The 17,077-nt window shown below is 44.7% G+C and carries 10 protein-coding genes; 2 read left to right on the forward strand and 8 right to left on the reverse strand.

What is annotated here, in order from left to right; all coding sequences use genetic code 11:
• Positions 1 to 525 precede the first annotated feature (525 nt).
• The 4 genes from MTO98_RS17480 to MTO98_RS17495 all read right to left on the reverse strand — a co-directional run bounded on the left by MTO98_RS17480 (position 526) and on the right by MTO98_RS17495 (position 5,701).
• Positions 526 to 2,043 carry a trypsin-like peptidase domain-containing protein gene (locus MTO98_RS17480; protein WP_243487899.1) on the reverse strand — a complete coding sequence of 506 codons (1,518 nt, stop codon included), beginning with the start codon at positions 2,041 to 2,043 and terminating at the stop codon, positions 526 to 528.
• A 1-nt stretch (position 2,044) separates the two neighbouring features.
• Positions 2,045 to 3,172, reverse strand: a complete 1,128-nt coding sequence (locus MTO98_RS17485) for a TlpA disulfide reductase family protein (protein WP_243487900.1) — start codon at positions 3,170 to 3,172, stop codon at positions 2,045 to 2,047.
• A gap of 598 nt (positions 3,173 to 3,770) precedes the next feature.
• Complete coding sequence (locus MTO98_RS17490; RefSeq protein ID WP_243487901.1) at positions 3,771 to 4,508, reverse strand: siderophore-interacting protein; 738 nt, start codon at positions 4,506 to 4,508, stop codon at positions 3,771 to 3,773.
• Between the two features lie 263 nt (positions 4,509 to 4,771).
• Positions 4,772 to 5,701 carry a rhodanese-like domain-containing protein gene (locus MTO98_RS17495; protein WP_243487902.1) on the reverse strand — a complete coding sequence of 310 codons (930 nt, stop codon included), beginning with the start codon at positions 5,699 to 5,701 and terminating at the stop codon, positions 4,772 to 4,774.
• Positions 5,702 to 5,945: 244 nt separating this feature from the next.
• On the opposite strand from MTO98_RS17495, the gene MTO98_RS17500 reads away from it, so the two are divergent.
• The gene (locus tag MTO98_RS17500) at positions 5,946 to 7,466 is read left to right on the forward strand and encodes an alpha/beta hydrolase-fold protein (RefSeq protein WP_243487903.1); all 1,521 of its coding nucleotides are present in this window, start codon (positions 5,946 to 5,948) and stop codon (positions 7,464 to 7,466) included.
• Positions 7,467 to 7,621: 155 nt separating this feature from the next.
• Here the strand turns inward: MTO98_RS17500 and MTO98_RS17505 are convergent, their stop codons facing one another.
• Positions 7,622 to 10,180: a M1 family aminopeptidase gene (locus MTO98_RS17505; protein WP_243487904.1), complete on the reverse strand. Its 2,559-nt coding sequence runs from the start codon at positions 10,178 to 10,180 to the stop codon at positions 7,622 to 7,624.
• Positions 10,181 to 10,502: 322 nt separating this feature from the next.
• On the opposite strand from MTO98_RS17505, the gene MTO98_RS17510 reads away from it, so the two are divergent.
• Positions 10,503 to 11,426 (forward strand): ketopantoate reductase family protein, encoded by a 924-nt coding sequence (locus tag MTO98_RS17510; protein ID WP_243487905.1) that lies wholly within the window; start codon positions 10,503 to 10,505, stop codon positions 11,424 to 11,426.
• 197 nt (positions 11,427 to 11,623) lie between these two features.
• Here MTO98_RS17510 and MTO98_RS17515 read toward each other — a convergent pair whose 3' ends face one another.
• From MTO98_RS17515 to MTO98_RS17525, 3 genes are all read right to left on the reverse strand, one after another.
• A complete protein-coding gene (locus tag MTO98_RS17515) occupies positions 11,624 to 12,931 on the reverse strand; it encodes a paraquat-inducible protein A (protein ID WP_243487906.1) in 1,308 nt (435 codons plus the stop codon).
• Positions 12,918 to 14,219: a paraquat-inducible protein A gene (locus MTO98_RS17520; protein WP_243487907.1), complete on the reverse strand. Its 1,302-nt coding sequence runs from the start codon at positions 14,217 to 14,219 to the stop codon at positions 12,918 to 12,920. The genes MTO98_RS17515 and MTO98_RS17520 overlap by 14 nt, the downstream gene beginning before the upstream one ends.
• A gap of 175 nt (positions 14,220 to 14,394) precedes the next feature.
• The gene (locus MTO98_RS17525; RefSeq protein ID WP_243487908.1) at positions 14,395 to 16,752 is read right to left on the reverse strand and encodes a glycoside hydrolase family 127 protein; all 2,358 of its coding nucleotides are present in this window, start codon (positions 16,750 to 16,752) and stop codon (positions 14,395 to 14,397) included.
• Positions 16,753 to 17,077: the final 325 nt, after the last annotated feature.

Below are 17,077 nucleotides of genomic sequence, written 5' to 3' on the forward strand. Positions count from 1 at the left end.
ATTATTTTAAGGTGATCCATTAGGTGACCTGTAATTGAATAAAAACACAAAGTATTGATTTACAGCGGACGTTGGACGGGATATTGTTCCCTAACTCTCCGCATCAAGTGAACAAAGTTTTTGTAAAACGCCTCAAATCATAGGATTTGGGGCGTTTCTTGTTTACAAGCAACGCACCCGACTCAATACTCTATTTTGAGGATTAGTCGGAAAATTTCTTGGGGGGGGCGGGATAGAAAAAGCGTACGCTTTGTGTTTATCAACCTATGAAAATGAGTCCTTTCTAAATAAAGATTGATAAACAATAATGTAGCTGTTTATATAAATGCCGGCAGGTATTTAATTGCCGGCATTTATATTGACTTACGAGAATTAAAGAAGTCCGGACAAAGCTCACCAACTATCGTGAATTTTGTTTAGTGTTTTAGGTGTTTCACAATTATCAAATATCCCAATGCCAGAATATGCCACCAAACAGTCGCCACATATTAATCGTGCGAATTTAGAAATTCATAGCCGGTGCAATTATCGCGAATTAGCAACAATAAAGTCTTTGATAACTTGTGCACTGATTAAGATAGAATTTGCTCTGCTAAAGCGCGCTATATTAATACCTACGAAGTTATGCTGCGCATCGAATGCCGGGCCGCCGCATTGTTCGGGGCGCAAGATCAGGTCGGTGCTATAAATATTCCTGAACCCATCATTACGCAGGCTTCGGCCACCGGCAAAATGGTATGCCGGATGCTCATGAAGCATTAAGGGCGGATAAGTGAGTACGATGCTCTTTAGCAGGTTTTCTGATCCCCTTTGTAGTTTGAGTTTCAACGTGTCGCCCGGCCAATGCGCGTTTAATGAGTCATTCAGGCCAGGTATTATGTCACCAGAGCGAATATCATGCTGCGCCGCCGGTGAACCGGGCCTAACAAAATAAATTTTTTCCGGTATGCTGCCATGTAGAGGTGTGGCACCTAAAAATCCTGCACTGTTAATTTTCCGAAGCCCGATCGGGCCACCACTGATTATGCCCGTCACTACTGAATCTATTAAGGGTGCAAATAAAACATCCCCGGGATTCGGGTTCATGGCCTGCTTAATTTTTAAACCTCTAAGCTTTTGCGCAGGCCGGATCAGCACAAGGTCATGCTCTTTGTCCCGTGCTATGACTATGCCCGGTTTCCCGAGAATTAAAACAGAATCACCAACTATTGAACTCTTTGAAACTACAAACGATTGGATCACCGTTCCAAGCGCTGTTTGCGCTTTACCATTTAACCGACTCTTGACGCTGACAAAAGTACCGGTGTAAGTTCCGGCCTGGGGCCAGGTAAACTCGATGGTTTTGTTATCTTTCTGGACAGCATCTGCCTGCTCTGGCCAGCTTCGGTAAACAAGCGGTTGCTGAAGCGCCGACCAATATTTTTGGTACAAATTTACGGGTACATCATAATTTTCCGATTCCGGGATTCCGATTGCACTGTGTAACCCTATGAGTTCTCCGCCTAAATTGAAGAGCGGGCCGCCGGAATCACCAGGTTCCATCAAGGCCGTTGACCGGATAAATCCGCGGCTATTTAATGGTTCGATAACCTTGCCAAGGCGAACAGTGGGTTGTTGCTGATCGAGGCTTTCAGGGTAGGCAATGCTAAGACAGGGTTGGTCTTTATGTACATCAGCTAAACTTATCAGTGCTTCAGGATAGTTTGCGCCTTTCAAAATCTTCATGAGCGCTACGTCAGGCCGTGTCTTATCTTCCGACAATTCGATCTTTCCAAGTGCCTGCGCAATGGCTTCTCCGCCATTAGGAAAAAAGACTTTGTACGTATTGCCCGGCGTAATAACGTGGGCTGCTGTAAGGATATAATTTCCTTTCACCACTACTCCGCTGAACTGTGCACTGGTGCGCTGCTGTTGCAGGGTATCGAAACCCCACATACGGACACAGGCAGGTTTAGCTTTAGTTATTATTGATTTAAGATCCTGTGCCGCTGCATAACGCGTAGTTACAAAACAGCACAGGATCAGTAGAAACCTTGCGTTCATTTTAATTCTTAAAAATTTCGGCCAGCTTTTTATTCAGGTCTTCGCCACGCAGGTTCGTGCTGATGAGTTTACCGTCCCGGTCTACCAGGAAAGTAGCGGGTATACCTGAAACGCCGTAAAGGCGGGCGACGCTGTTGTTTCCACCATTCAGATCGCTTACTTGTGCCCATGCCATGCCTTCCTGTTGTATTGCCTTTAACCATTTATCACGACTGCTGTCCAACGATACAGACAGTATCTCGAAACCTTTATCCTTATACATTTTATACTGGCTCAACAAGTTTGGAATTTCCTGGCGGCAAGGCGAACACCAACTGGCCCAAAAATCAATCAGTACGATCTTGCCCTTATAGCTGGTTAAAGACACAGCTTTACCTGCCGTATTTACTTGCGTAAAAATTGGTGCCGCCGCTCCAATTTTGAGTCGGTAATGCGCTTCAATAAACCCTTTGATGGTTTTACCATTATCTGTTGCCTGAATTGCTGGACTAAAGGTTTTGAACACATCTTCGGCTATCGTAACGGTTTTGTCATTGGCTGCTGTACCGAACAGCGCAACCGGTGCAAAATACGAATACGGATGTGTTTTGGCGAACTCCAGGTTTTTGGCTTGAAAATCGGCAATCATTTTAAAGTGGTGGCGGGTCACCTGGTTGGTGAACGCGGTATCGTTGGCAAGTTCGGGTGCTGCAGCAATCTCGGCGTTAGAAATATGGTCGATATCCCAGGGCATCGGGCCTACCGCTTTCACATAGGCAGAATATTCATCATAAGTTTTAGAGCCGGTCATTTGTGCGTTAGCCAAAGAGTCTTTAGAAGCGATGTTTAGTGTTTCGTTGGCAAAGTTAAAATAGATAACATCCCCGCCATGTGTAGCGATTTCGCGCCCAAGGCCTTTATGATCAAGCGCCAGCCGCACTGAACTATAGGGGTTCATCTGACCGGTAAAATGAAAGGTTCCGTTGGCCATTGTGGTCGAATCTTCATGCCCCTTACCGTCTGTCATAAAGCTTAGATAAACTTTTTTACCGTCGAGATTACCAATTTGCCCATTAATAGTAAAGTGGGATGTTTGTGCAGCAGCATTTAATGCAGCCATGCTTAAAATAATGTTTAATAGTTTTTTCATAACATTTTTATAAATTCAATATGGATCAAAGTGTGAAATATCCTCAGGTATGGTTGGATATGCCCTTAATTGGCATGGTGCCTGCCGGGCTCCATATCTTAGTCTTTAGTACATGATCGCTAAAAACGAAAAGAGCCCATCTGAAATGAAACTTTTTTTATATTTTGATTAGCAGCGCGTGAACTTCAACGCCGGTTCAATAATTTTCGAGCTTTTTTTCGCTAATTAAAACTTATAAGCGTGCTTTTACGGGCACCCGGCGAGCAGGTAGATTAATTTCATCAAAAATTAAATTCTGTAGGGCTTAACGCTTATCGGTATGTCAAAATTTGGCAGGCTGTAATGGTTAATGCTAAAATCAATTTATTAAGCCAAATGGGGTAAAGAGCCGAATTTCGTGTAGATAAATATTGAACAGCGTAGATTAATGATCTGAGTTACAAAAGCCTCGATACATCAATATGTTCGAGTCCTCAAATAGCTGAGGGCCCGAACATGGGAGCTAAAAACCCTGACACGACCCAATGCATTCTGCATTGGGTCGTGTCAGGGTTGGATAAATAAGGACAAATTTCCTCAAAAAGCACCCGGGCCGGGCCTAAACAGATAACTGCCGTTCTTCCCTGCGTTTTGCCGATGACTGATCTTCCGATTCGCCGCGCTTCCAGTAAGATACCACGGAAAACGTTTCGGACGGCCAGGCCAGTTCATTTCTGAAATAGTTTTTCAGGTTCTTAGCCGTATCGTATTCGGCTGCTACGAAAACAAACCGGTTTCCTCCAGAAAATTCCATGTTCCGCACTAAAGCTGCAAGGTCGCTGTTTTGTTCAGGCTCTGAATTGTATACCCAGCGGGTAGCTAAATGCGCTTCGGAGCATAACTTTAATTCGTCTTCTTTACCGGGAATTTCCATAATTACCTGTACCTGCACGTTCGCTGGCAGCTGTTCCAGCATCGCGCCGATAACGGGCAGGGCTGTACTATCGCCAATGAACAGGTACTCATCAACTTCAGGAAAAAGAGGCCTCCGGCCCTCCTTCATCCCAATAGCAAGGCGATCACCGGGAGATGTACGATTGGCCCAGGCTGATGCCGGCCCGTTATCACCATGCGCAACAAAATCCACCCACAGTTCTTTTTCGACAAAGTCGATATGCCTGGTGGTATAAGTACGCCTTGTTTCATCCGGAAAAAAGAGCTTATTATGCCCTCCAGTCTGCACATTACTGAATAATTCCAATTGCTCATCATTCATCGCAAATTTAACACGGATATAATGTGGCGTCAGAAAAGTCTTCTCTTTGACCGTAAAAACGGATTGAACCCCCTTTCTCATAATCCCATCTATTTTATTTTTTGACATTTTGTTTTCTTTTGAGACCACAAATTTCAGCAAGCCTTGCCGGTAATAAAATAGCAACAACACGGTGGTCATAGGACAATTCGCGGCTTTTTAACCAAATTACGTCACCAGTATTCAAGGTTGATCTGGGGCTATCAATGTAATCCAGAATCTTTGCCTTTAAATTATCATCATACTGAGATGCAGGAAGGGCTCCAGTTTACAAAATGTGGATTTACTTGATAGTTAAGGGCAATTTAAAGAAATGTAACCTGCTGGCCTGATTCAGCCCATGCATCAATCCCTCCCACTAAAGGGCGGATACGTTTCAGGCCAATTTTGCGTAATTTCTCTGCATATCTTGCAGCAGTTATTTCATTTGGACACGAGCAGTAAATAACGATTTCCTTGTGTTCTGCATATCGATCAGCAATATCATTAAGACTGTTGTCGTCGATAAGGATAGAGCCCGGTATGAATCCATTTCTTGTACGCTGATCTATCGGACGCGCATCAAGTATCACCGGAGTTGATTTGCCGCCAATTAATTCTATTAAATCATTAACAGTTACTCTGTCCGTTTCAAACTGTCTGATAAGGCGATAGCGTCGAAACCATTTGAATAACAGGTACAAGCCAAATAAAACGACTACAAAAACACCTCCCAGTTTACCATAACGATTTAATGCAGAGATCAAACCGCCAACCTCATGCCGAAAAACCGCACCAAGCGCCACTGCCGCACCAAGGTACACAAGTGCTGCAATGGATGAAAAGAATACAAACAATGTTACCCGCATTGCATAAACGCCGGCAACAACCGGTGCGAGTGTTGATAGCCCGGGAACAAATTTCACAATAGTTAATGCTGGCGCACCGTAACGTTCAAAAATATCACCGGTACTGCGAACACAAGTATCTGGTGAAATGGAAATTTTACATAATTTCCCGAGGATACCTGTTCCGTATCTCTTCCCTGCAAAATATAAGATGAGGTCTCCTATTAACGTGCCCAGTGATCCGGTCAAGATCAATACGATGATATTAGTTTCGGTTAGTGGCGTAACAGCGGTAGTTACGATCAGCACAGCAAATGCAGGTAATGGCAGCCCTATACTCTGTAAAAGCGTAATGAGAAACACCAACCAGAGCCCGTAGGTTTGTACTAAATCAACTAATGTATTCATACTGGAGCTGCAGCTAAGATAAGGTACTTAATTTTATTGATTGACGATATTTTGCCGATTAATCAATATTTGACATCAAAAGTACGAACTGAAACCATTGTTCTTAAATTCGGCTGATTGGTTAATAGGTTAGCATATCGCACTCATTACTGCTTTTTAATCCAACTACCTGTTTATCTGCGATGTATAGTTTTCAACCTGGTTACTGTAACGGATAGCTCAAATTTCGTGTCTTATCAGTACGATGAAACAGAAATTTTTCCTTACGCTGCTTATTCTTTTTACAACTGTTATTGCCGCTTTTGCGCAGGATACGGTGCTACGCTCCCCTATTCACGGCAAACTGGATTCACTGCATTCAACAATCTTAAAACAGCAACGCCTAATCCAGGTGTTTTTGCCGTACGACTACAAACCGGGGGATAATAAAAAGTACGATGTGCTTTATGTGCTTGATGGTGGTAACTGGAATACAGGCCTCGTATCGCAAATACAGCGTTACGTGCAGGATCAGGGCTTTATGCCGCAAACCATCATTGTAAGTGTAATGGGGATAGACCGGAATGTAGAATTAACACCAACGCACCTGCCTAACTGGAAGGGTTCGGGAGGCGCTCCACAATTTCTGGCTTTCATAAAGAATGAGCTAATCCCTTTCATCAACCAGCACTACCCTTCTAATGGTGATAATACTTTGTGGGGGCATTCGCTCAGTGCCATGTTCACTATTTATGCGATGCTGAATGAGCCGGCGATATTCAAATCGTTTATTGCAGTTGATCCAAGCATGTGGTGGGATAATTCGCTGGTAGCAAAAATGGCTGCTGAAAAACTCAAATCGCTACCGCTTACAAATACTACATTATATATTGCCGGGCGGATGGGAGAAGCGATGAACGGAATGAAGATAGATACAATGGAAACTATCCTGAAACAATTTGCACCCGCAGGCTTAAAATGGAAAGTGCAACCGTACGATAAAGAGACACATAGCGCTGTGCGGTTTAAAGCTACCTATGACGGCTTAAAATTTACCTATGAAGGCATGACCCCAACACTGCTTTTTCACCCGATGAATGGAATTATACAAAAAGGTAAACCAATTAAGTTGTATATTGACGGAGACACGACGGGTGTACATTATACGCTGGACGGCTCTACTCCGGCAGTCGGTTCGGCATTGGTTGCACAACAACAAACGATCATTGCGCCAGGTACCGTTACTTACAGGGCTATGAGCAACAGGGCCCGTTATGATAAGGTCAGCACCGGCACTTTCACAGACGAAAAGCCCCCTGTGCCTGTAAAGAAAACCGGAAACTGGCAAAACGGAGGGTTCAGGTATGCTTACTATGAGGGCGACTGGTCTACCTTGCCTGATCTGAAAACGACGAAGCCTGTTAAAACAGGAATATTCAATAAAAACTTTAATTTGGACAGTCTGCCGCGCAAAAACCATTTTGCTTTGACCCTTGACGGTATGTTTGAGGCCAAAGAAGATGGATATTATATTTTCTTCCTTAATGCAGATAAAGGCTCCAGGCTGCTGATTGCCGGTAAACCCGTTATTGAATGGGATGGAGATTATAATAAACCTACCTATTCTTATATCATTCCGTTAAAAAAAGGCTTTTTCCCTTTCCGTATTGAGTACCTGCACCAACGACAGGATTTCAGGCTGGAAACAGGTTATGTTCCGCCCTCAAAAATTGCCCACATGGATGCCGGGCCAATACCTTTTGACCTGGAGTACAGCAGGCAGTGAAATATTGTCACAACTTATCGCATTAAGGTTATTTCGATAAGCTTATTTATCTCTCAAAATGATGCTTCAGGATATTTATTAAGATAAACATTCTGATAGATAATGATAATGTGATGCACTAACAGATTACCGGCAACTGGAACAAGAAGGCAATATCAATGCACAAGCTTTTGTGCCCGCATCACGTTATCTGCGCCCTGTAATAGCTTGCCCTTTAGTTTTGGGTTCAGGCGAGGATGGGCTTTGATATATAATTTAACCATCTCCGCCACTTCACCAGACTGGTAGTTTCCAAGTGTTACATTGATGAATGACTGAGGAAAAAAGATATCGCCGGTAGCTTGAATTTCTTCCAGGAGGCTCAAGCTTTGCGGAATGTATTTTATTGAGGCCGCCTGCCTTAGCGGATGATGGAGATACCCCAATGCGGATAATACCCATGCTTCTTTCTCCCTGTTTTTACGTTCCTTTAAACTACTGAAAAAATTATCGCGTACCTTAACATCCGGCGACAAAGCCGGCATCAGAAACTCCAGCCGCATTTTGCGGTCATTGTTTTTAACGCGTTCTTCCTGGCGTTTCAACACCTGTGTAAGGGTGTCGCTCCGCAGGGCGATACCAAGGGCCATGCCGGTATAATCGTCTTCTGCCAATTTTACTCCATCAGGAGGTACCTGGCTTTCCCAGATGTCGCAGATGCGTTTTATAGCAGCCCGGCTTTGGTAAATATTTTGGTAAGCGCTGAAGAGTATTTTTTTATTATTTGCCGCAGATTGCTGCTCCATAGCATTCCACAGTAATTGTTCCAGCACCCCGGCGTGGGCGCTGCGCTTATTAGGCGTACTGAACTCCCAGTAGAGGTTGGCAATATAAGCCGTTATCATACGGAGGTTGCTTTCCTCTTTTTCCAGGATAAGGCCATGCTCCAATAGTTCCATCAGCGCAGACGGGGTATATCCCGTCCCGTTCAGCATGTTTTCGTAAGCGTTGATATAAATGGCCGCCCTTTGAACCGGACTGTTTAAACCGAATAATTGATCCTGCGTTAGATCTTTATTTACCGGAAACAATCCGTAACCCAGCCCGTTGGAATTATAAATAATGAACAGTGGCTTTGCATAGCCTACAGCACGCGGCAGCCTGACGGTTTGTGCATTCAGGTTTACAGGAATAATAACCTGATGATCTGCGTAAACCAGGGTAACATCGAATGCCTGCGGCCAGATCCTTTCCGCTCCCTGCTCCGGATGCTGGAAAATAGAAAAACTGCTGATCTTATCACCTGCAAACCGTATATCTGCCCCAATCACCGGCCTGCCCGTTTCGTTAACCCAAACCTTATTCCATGTGTTGAGTTTGGCTGTTGTGTGATGACTTAGGCAGGCAATCAATTCTGGCCAACCGGCATTTCCGTAAGTGTATTTCCGGAGGTATTCGCGTATCCCGGCCTGAAAACTTTCCTCTCCCATTAATTGTTCTAACTGGCGCATCATAATGGGCGCTTTATGATAAATGATATTGCCGTACATAGAGCCCGCATCCTGGAGATTATCAAGCTGCTGGCGAATGGGATTGGCACCTTCCGTTCGGTCTACCGCATAGGCAGCGGGATAATGGTCCTGCAGGAATTTGAGGTTAAAAGTTTCGGTGCCCATCAGTTTCTGGGTTACTTTGTCGGCCATAAAATTGGCAAACACTTCCTTCATCCAAACATCGTTAAACCAACGCATCGTCACCATGTCGCCGAACCACATATGGGCGGTTTCGTGCGAGATCAGGTTAACCCGCGAAATAAGCTGTTCTTTCGTGGCAGTCTCGTCCAGGAAAAGGCTGGATGCTTTGTACTGTACCTCTCCCGGATGCTCCATCCCGCCGAACTGGAAATCAGGGATAGCAACAAAACCAATTTTCTGAAAAGGATAGCTGATCCCTGTCCACTTTTCAAGGAAATCGATAGCCTGACCATGCAGTTCAAAAATGCTGTCCCGGCTCAGTTTGATTTTCTGCTCATCCGTTTCGCGGTACAAAAACTCCATTTTACGACCGTTGTAATCCTGCTCTGTCCGGCTGTATTTGCCTGCTGTAAAAGAGAACAGGTAGGTTGGTAGTTGATCACTGGGCTTAAAATGGTAGGTTTTGTAAATTCCGTTAGCCAGTGAATCTTTCAACGCCCCGTTGGCCAGGACCTTCCACCCTTCCGGTACGCTCAATGTTAAGTCAAAAACTGCTTTCAGATCAGGCTGATCAAAGCAAGGAAAAACGGTTCGGGCATGATCAGGGACAAAAAGTGCGTACACATAATCCGCATTGCGGTTTAGCGAGGCATCACCTGCTGTAAAACCGATCTCAATATGATTGGAGCCTTTCCTCAGTGCCAGGGCAGCAATAAGAATATGCTCCTGCTCCAGGCTTATCTTTACCATATTGCCGTTAACTTTAATGCTTTTAACCTGCTGTGCAGACCCTTTGAAGTCAATTTGTAGCGGTCTGGCAATATCCGACAACCTAAAATCGATCTCTACGTTGCCATCAATAGGCTCTTTCCTTGCACCGGGTATTTTAAACGCTATGGTATATTTGATATCATGGACAATCGTTTTACGATACTGCGCTAAAGATAGCGGTACGCCCGGTTCAACAGGTGAATGGCTCTCCTGGGCTGAAACAAAAATTTGCGATAAGAGCATCGCGGCTACAGTAAAAAGTATTTTCATGGCGGATTGCTAATATACATTGTAGCATTATACCAGATGATGAATCCTAAATAAATATTAACCCGCATTTAGATTCGGAGATTCATACAAACACGCTCTTCTAAAATCTTTATGTAAGTATTACTTAAAGGATTTGAAGAAGAAAACGGCTAATCCTACTTTTCACTAAATACTTTCGTTGCGCATTATTGAATTCTAAACCGATCTTACGCTTATAAAGCAATCAAAAACATCCAAGTGTTATGGCTAAAAACAACAAATCTGTATCTGTTTTAAACTAATTATTTCATGCAACTTTACAATTAACATATCATACGGTTAGATGAAAAAAGATATGATCTATATTATTGGCTCCGGGGCAGTGGGTAAAGCGCTGGCGGTTTCTCTTCAACATCACGGCAAAAATGTCGTACTGCTCCGCGGAAGTATTGGCGATGGCCCTGCTTATACCGAAAATATCCGGGTATTAATGCCCGGCAAACCTGCACTTGAGGCTACGATCGAAGTGAGTACCCTTGAGCATTTCGCGCAGTTGAATGGAATTATTGTATTAACCAACAAATCGTACGGAAATCCCGGGATTGCTGAGCGACTTAAAAATAAAACAAAGAACTCACCAATTGTGCTGCTGCAAAACGGACTGGGTATTGAGCAGGTGTTTCTACAAAACCAATTTCCCGAAATTTACCGTTGTGTACTTTTTATCACAAGCCAGGTTAATCCGTCGGGCGAAGTTAGTTACAAACCGGTTAACATTTCTCCTATCGGAACGGTTAAAGCACATAACAGTTCACTGGCTGATGTAGTAAACGCACTGAACTCCGATAATTTTCCGTTCAGGGCCGAGCCGCTGATTGAACCCGTGATTTGGAAAAAAGCTATTGTTAATTGTGTTTTCAATTCCATTTGTCCGCTGCTGGGTGTTGATAATGGTATTTTTAAACGGGACGATGCTGCACTGGGTATGGCAGGCAGGATTATCAGGGAGTGCCTGCTTATAGCCCAGGCAAAAGGCATTAACCTGACCGAGAATGAGGTTACCGAAAGCCTTCTGACAATTAGTGAACTATCTAACGGTCAACTCATCTCAACCTTACAGGATATCAACAACCACAGAAAGACAGAAATTGACACGTTAAATTTCGCAATTGTAGCCATAGCAAAACAACTGGGCAAAGAAAATCTGGTTACGGAAACCCGGCTGCTGGGCGAATTGATCAAACTTAAATCAGATTTGAGCAGCTGAGTTTTCTGCTGGTGAATGTCCCATGATCCGCCATTAATTTATATACCCTCATAAAAGATAATGTACCCGTCACAGAAATAATGGGCATGGATATAATGGTTGGAAAAACCCATAACCAGCTCAAAGTACCGGCCAAAACCGCGCCGGGCACGAGGGCGGCGATCAGTAATCTTAATTTTTATTGACCAAAGATTTATTTATAACTGGTCATGGGGTGATACGCGTTTTAAAATGTAAGAAAGCAGCGCGGCAAACAGTACATAGCCTGCGAAAATAAAGTATCCGGGTTGCAGCGAGGTACCGTTTGCTGTAATCACATTCAGGGATTCGCTGTGGATATTTAAACCGGAAAGCTGACTTTTAAGGATGCCATTAAGCCCAATATATGTCATCAGCATGCCCACGATCATCACATCAGACATGTCCCATTTGCCAAGTTCGAAGGTCAGGTAGCGGACAACAACGTTGTGCGCCATCTTTTTCGGGCTAAGCACATAGATACCTTTGGCTATCAGGCGCAATAGTGGCAGTACCAGGATAAACAACAGGATGAGCGCGCCTACAATAATGGCATCGGGCTTGGGTTGGGCGATCAGGGTTTCGACGATCCCTAAAATACTTTTGCTTTGATAAAACAGCACCTGGTTCTTAAACTCCACTTTGCCGTTCAGCAGTTCCAGGTCAAGCGACCGGATACGTGCGTCAACCTCAATTACCGGTACCAGGCTGCCTGTGGCCAGCATGACGAACGCAAACAACAATGCGAAAACGAATAGCGGGGTTTGCAGGTGCACTTGTTTTCTCAGCGTAAACCAAAGTAGAAGAGCCGCTAAAACACAGCCAAGCATGATGCATACATACTGTATTAATTGTGTTTTAAGGGTACCGAGCCGTTGATCGATGTGCTGATTAAAAGCCACCGGGTCGGAAACCTGGTATTTTTTATAAACATATTTGGTTACCGCGTAATTGGCTACGCTCACGCTGTCATAAATCTGGCTGGTTAGCTGGTTAACCTTACTACCGGCAATATTTTTCAATCGCTTTTGGCTTTCGGGGCTGCTTATTTTAGCCACGATGGTTTTGGCGAAAGGCCTCACCTGTGCCTGTAGTTCGGCGGAATCCACAAGCGTATTAAAAGCCAGCTTTTTCAGTTTACCGCCTAATCCTTTTTGGGGTTGATTGATCTCTGCTACGGTTTTGCTAACCAACCCGTGCATTTCCTTTTCCACCATTATCAGTATATCTTTTTGCTGTGCTTTTGTGATATGGTAGTCCTGGATCTGGTTGCTCAGCACCTCGGTGATCCGGTCGCGCCACTGATCGATAGAGAATAGACCGAATGTCACGCTGTTGGATAAGGCATAATCTTCTTTAACCTGTTCGCGTTCGGCAGCAATTTTTGCCAGGAGGTAGCCCGAATAAGCAGCACCGGCTAATATTATGCTAAGCCCGGCAAGCATAATGATATTTAAAACGGTATATTTTCTTTTAGTGGCTGTCATGCGGGGTAATATATTTCAGGATGGTTGACAAGATCAGGCCGTATAGCACGAAACTGATAAAAATGATATAGCCGGGCTGCAACGCTGTATTATTGGTGGTGATCAGCGTCAGGTCCTGCCCTCGGATATTAAGCATTGCGAGCTGTTTGTCAAGCAAACCGTTTAAGCCGATATAGGTCATCAGTATAGCAATTACAATCACATCGGCCATGCTCCATTTTCCTGATTGAAATGCGAAATACTTGATAATCCGGTTCTCGGCAACTTTCTTTTTGCTCAGCAAATGGATCCCGGTAGAAGTCAGTTTCATAACCGGGAAAAGGATACTGAAGCAAAGGATCAGGATGCCCACAGCAATGGAGTCAATTGCAGGTTGTTTCACCAGCACCTCCACTACCCCCAGGATACTCTTGCTTTCATAAAAAAGCACCTGGTCTTTAAACGAAACATGTTCACCCAGCAACATAAAATCAAGTGTTTTTATGCGGCAGTCCACTTCAATCATGGAGGCACTCAGCCCTATGGCAAGCAAGATGAAAGCAAACAGCAGGGACAGGATAAATAAGGTGCCGTGAAGTTCGGTTCGTTTGCGCAGTATCCACCATAAACCTAATACAACCAATATACAACCCAGCATTAAAAAGCAATAACGGTACATATCCACGCGGATCTCTTGTAGCAGGCTGTCCAGTTTCTCGTTAAGTTGTTCTTTAGAATGAACCTGATATTTACGGTACATGCGGTCGAACAGGGTATGGTTGGCCCGTAGCGTGCTGTCCATGCTTTCGGTATGCTGCAACTGGGTGAACTTACCCATGGCCAGGTTGCTCAGTTTGTTTTTCTGATTGGGGTTATCTGCTTTGGCTATGATCTTTCTTGCAAAATCAGGAACCTGTGCTTTGATCTTATCGGTTTTTACAAAAGTTTTTACGGCCAGTTTGCGGATTTTCCCGGCCAGGCTCTGGGGCTTCTTTTCTACCATGGCTTCGGCTTTGTTGATCAGCGCGTAAAGCACCGATTCCACTTCTGCCTGTAGTTCCTGCTTTTGCTTGGGTGTAAGCTTGAAATGCTTTACCTGACGGTTCACAATGCCTGATACTTCATCCCGCCACTGATCTACAGATAAAAGCCCGTAAGATATATTATTGACGGTGGAATGGTCGAGTTTAATTGTCTCCTGCCGGGCAGAAAGGTCGTGCAGCCGGTAGCTGAAATACCCTTCCAGGCCAAGCAGGATTGATAGGCCGAGGATCAAGAATAGTTTCGGGAGATATTTTGGGTTAGCCAAGACTTAAATGATAAAAACTGTTTGCATAATCATAGGTTCGGCCATTGTCCCTATAATATCATGCCATTCCTTTATAACGTTTAAAGCTGGGAGCCCCCTCCTGTTTTTGTACTTTTTCCCGGACAGGTATTATCGAAAAAACCTGGCAACCGCGTGACGTTATACTCTGACCGGTTTATTGTTTAAGAATCCTGACATCAGTGATCGGCGCTGTACCCAGGCCGTTAGTCGCAACAAATTCAACAAGAAAACGTTCATCGTTACCTCCTGCAGCGGCCGGCAGTGGGTATTCTACACTTTTAACAATTCCGGCGGTTGTCCCTTCTGTTTTAACCTGCCCTACCCTGCTTCCGTTCACCAGGATATCAAACGAACAGGCTTCGGCCGCTGTAAAATAAGCTATCCTTAAATACCTCGCCTGTGCGGTGTGCCGCAGCTGATAACTGAAATAACCCGATGCCGTCCTGAAATGGACGTTATTAAGTATTCCGGCTTGCGAATCTTTGAAATCCAGCTTATGGTCATTTTCGGGCTGCTGTTCTCCTGGAGATACACGGTCAATTGTCCTTGGTGCCAGTTTTATATAATTCTCATCCAGCACAGCAAATGAGGTTTCCAACTGTGATAAGCTATCACCTGCGGTAACCGGCCAATACAGCATATATCGGGTATCATGCACGGCATAGAAGGGAATAAGTTTCTGTTGTTTTACATGGCCATCAACTTGTGTATTAAGTTCGTATTCCAGGTTATCGGCTTTAACACGATGTAAAGCCAGCGCCGGTTCCCGGCCATTGCTTATTAAAACTGGCGCTTTGACCAGCGGATACATCGGACCGCCAGCTATATGTGCCCAGCGGCTTCCGTCAGCGAACAGCCCCGGGGTATTGGTACTATCTGTAGGCGCGGCCAATACAATCGGACCGTGAATGAAAGATATCCATTGAGAATGATCAGGCAGGCGCTCTGTATAATCCTGCATAGGGAGTGCAACCTGTATTTGATCGCCCGGCTTCCAGTTACGCTCAACCCGGGCGTACCCGTTTGCCGATAATGTTGGTTGAACTATTTTTCCGTTCACCCTGATCATGTAGCCTCCGGGTTTTACCCAAACCGGCTTTCGGATATAAAGAGCAAATTTGCCTGCGGGTGCTTTTATGATCCTGAAATTGCTTGCTTCTTGCTGAGGAAATTTATTCTCCTGCGCCATTACAAAACCTTTTTCCTTCCAGTTTAATACCGAAGGAATAAAAAGGTTAACGTATACATTATCGCCCTGATGCGTGTAGATCAGTTCGCCATATTTTCCGTGGTTTTCCATGCCGGTGCCCACGCAACACCAAAAACTCTCCTGCGGTGTGGAATATACCCGGTAATGCTGCGGATGGATGGGCGTGAAATAAACAAACCCACCTTTAATAGGGTGCTGTGAAGATAAAATATGATTATAAAGCAAACGCTCATAAAAACCGATCTGATTGGCGAGCTGATCCTGTAAAAAGATCATTTTGCTCAGCTTCAGCATATTGTTGCTATTGCAGGTTTCCGGCCCTTGCTCCGATTCGAGCATCGATTCAAAGTTATCTGCCGGATTGAAATGTTCTGCGACACTATTGCCCCCGATAGAAATACTCCGGTTTTTCACTACCGTTCGCCAGAAGAACCGTACCGCATTTGCCATCGTCGTATCATTCGATAATTCGGCGATCCGTTCGAAACCAATCACTTTCGGAATCTGTGTATTGGCATGTAACCCGGTAAGGCGGTCCTCTCGGTGCTCGAGCGGCAAAAGGATCCGGTTATGAGAAAACCTTTTGGCAAGCGCCAGGTATTTTTTGTCGCCGGTAATGGCGTATGCGTCCGCAATTACCTCGTTCATTCCGCCATGCTCCATATTGAGCATTGTTTGCATCTGTGAATCGCTTAATCCGGCAGTTTCATTTGCGGCCCAATCGGTTAGCCGGATAAACACTTCTTTAGCTTGCTGGTTTGCTTCCAGCAAATACGCGTCCCGTAAACCGGCAAACAATTTATGGAGGTTATACCAGGGCACCCATTCCTTATTGAATTCCGAAAAGTCGCCATTTTTGAATGTCGCCCACATGTGCCTGCTATTGGGGACACCGCCAACGTAGCCATTGCCATTAGCTTGCTGGCAGCGCGCTAATTCGCTCACCATATAATCAAGCCGCTTTTTACACTCGGCCGAACCTGCCGAAGCATACATCTGTGCAAGGGCAGTAAGGTAGTGGCCTGCTGTATGACCATCCAAGCCGCTGTTCTCCCAGTTTCCATAACTTTGGGCCTTAGGCTTCAGCCCGGCCTCCCGCAGAAACGGGGCAAGCAACCTGTCCTGATCAAGCGCAAGAATATATCTAAGATCGGTTTGCTGTGCCTGGAGAAAGGGACTGTTCAGTAAGCGGATTTCGTTCAGGGGGAAGGTGGAAATCCCTGCCTTTTGACCAAATACATTACCGGAGCATCCAAGGTACAGGACCGCGAATGCCAAACTGCATACTAATGGCTTCTTCATTTAATAAGTTTATCTAATTTATAGACCAGCCTGCTGGCCTTTACCCTGGTATACCGGCAAAATAATTTCTGTTAGCTGTGATACAAATCGCAATGCCAGCAGCTCTGCCAGTTTTAGCCGCCGTAAAATTATTCTCCGGATCATCGGGCGGATACAACATAATCAAACAATCTTACAATTTTAGTCTAATGCATACCGCAGATACGTGGTTGTTCAACATGATTGCTTTGAGGTTGGTAAGTTCAAACGCCACATTAATAGTAAAATTTGATTTCATCCGTAAAAAGTATACAACCTCCATGGATTAGTGTTAACGCTTGCCCCG

The sequence above is a fragment of the Mucilaginibacter sp. SMC90 genome, from assembly GCF_022811725.1.
Lineage (GTDB): Bacteria > Bacteroidota > Bacteroidia > Sphingobacteriales > Sphingobacteriaceae > Mucilaginibacter.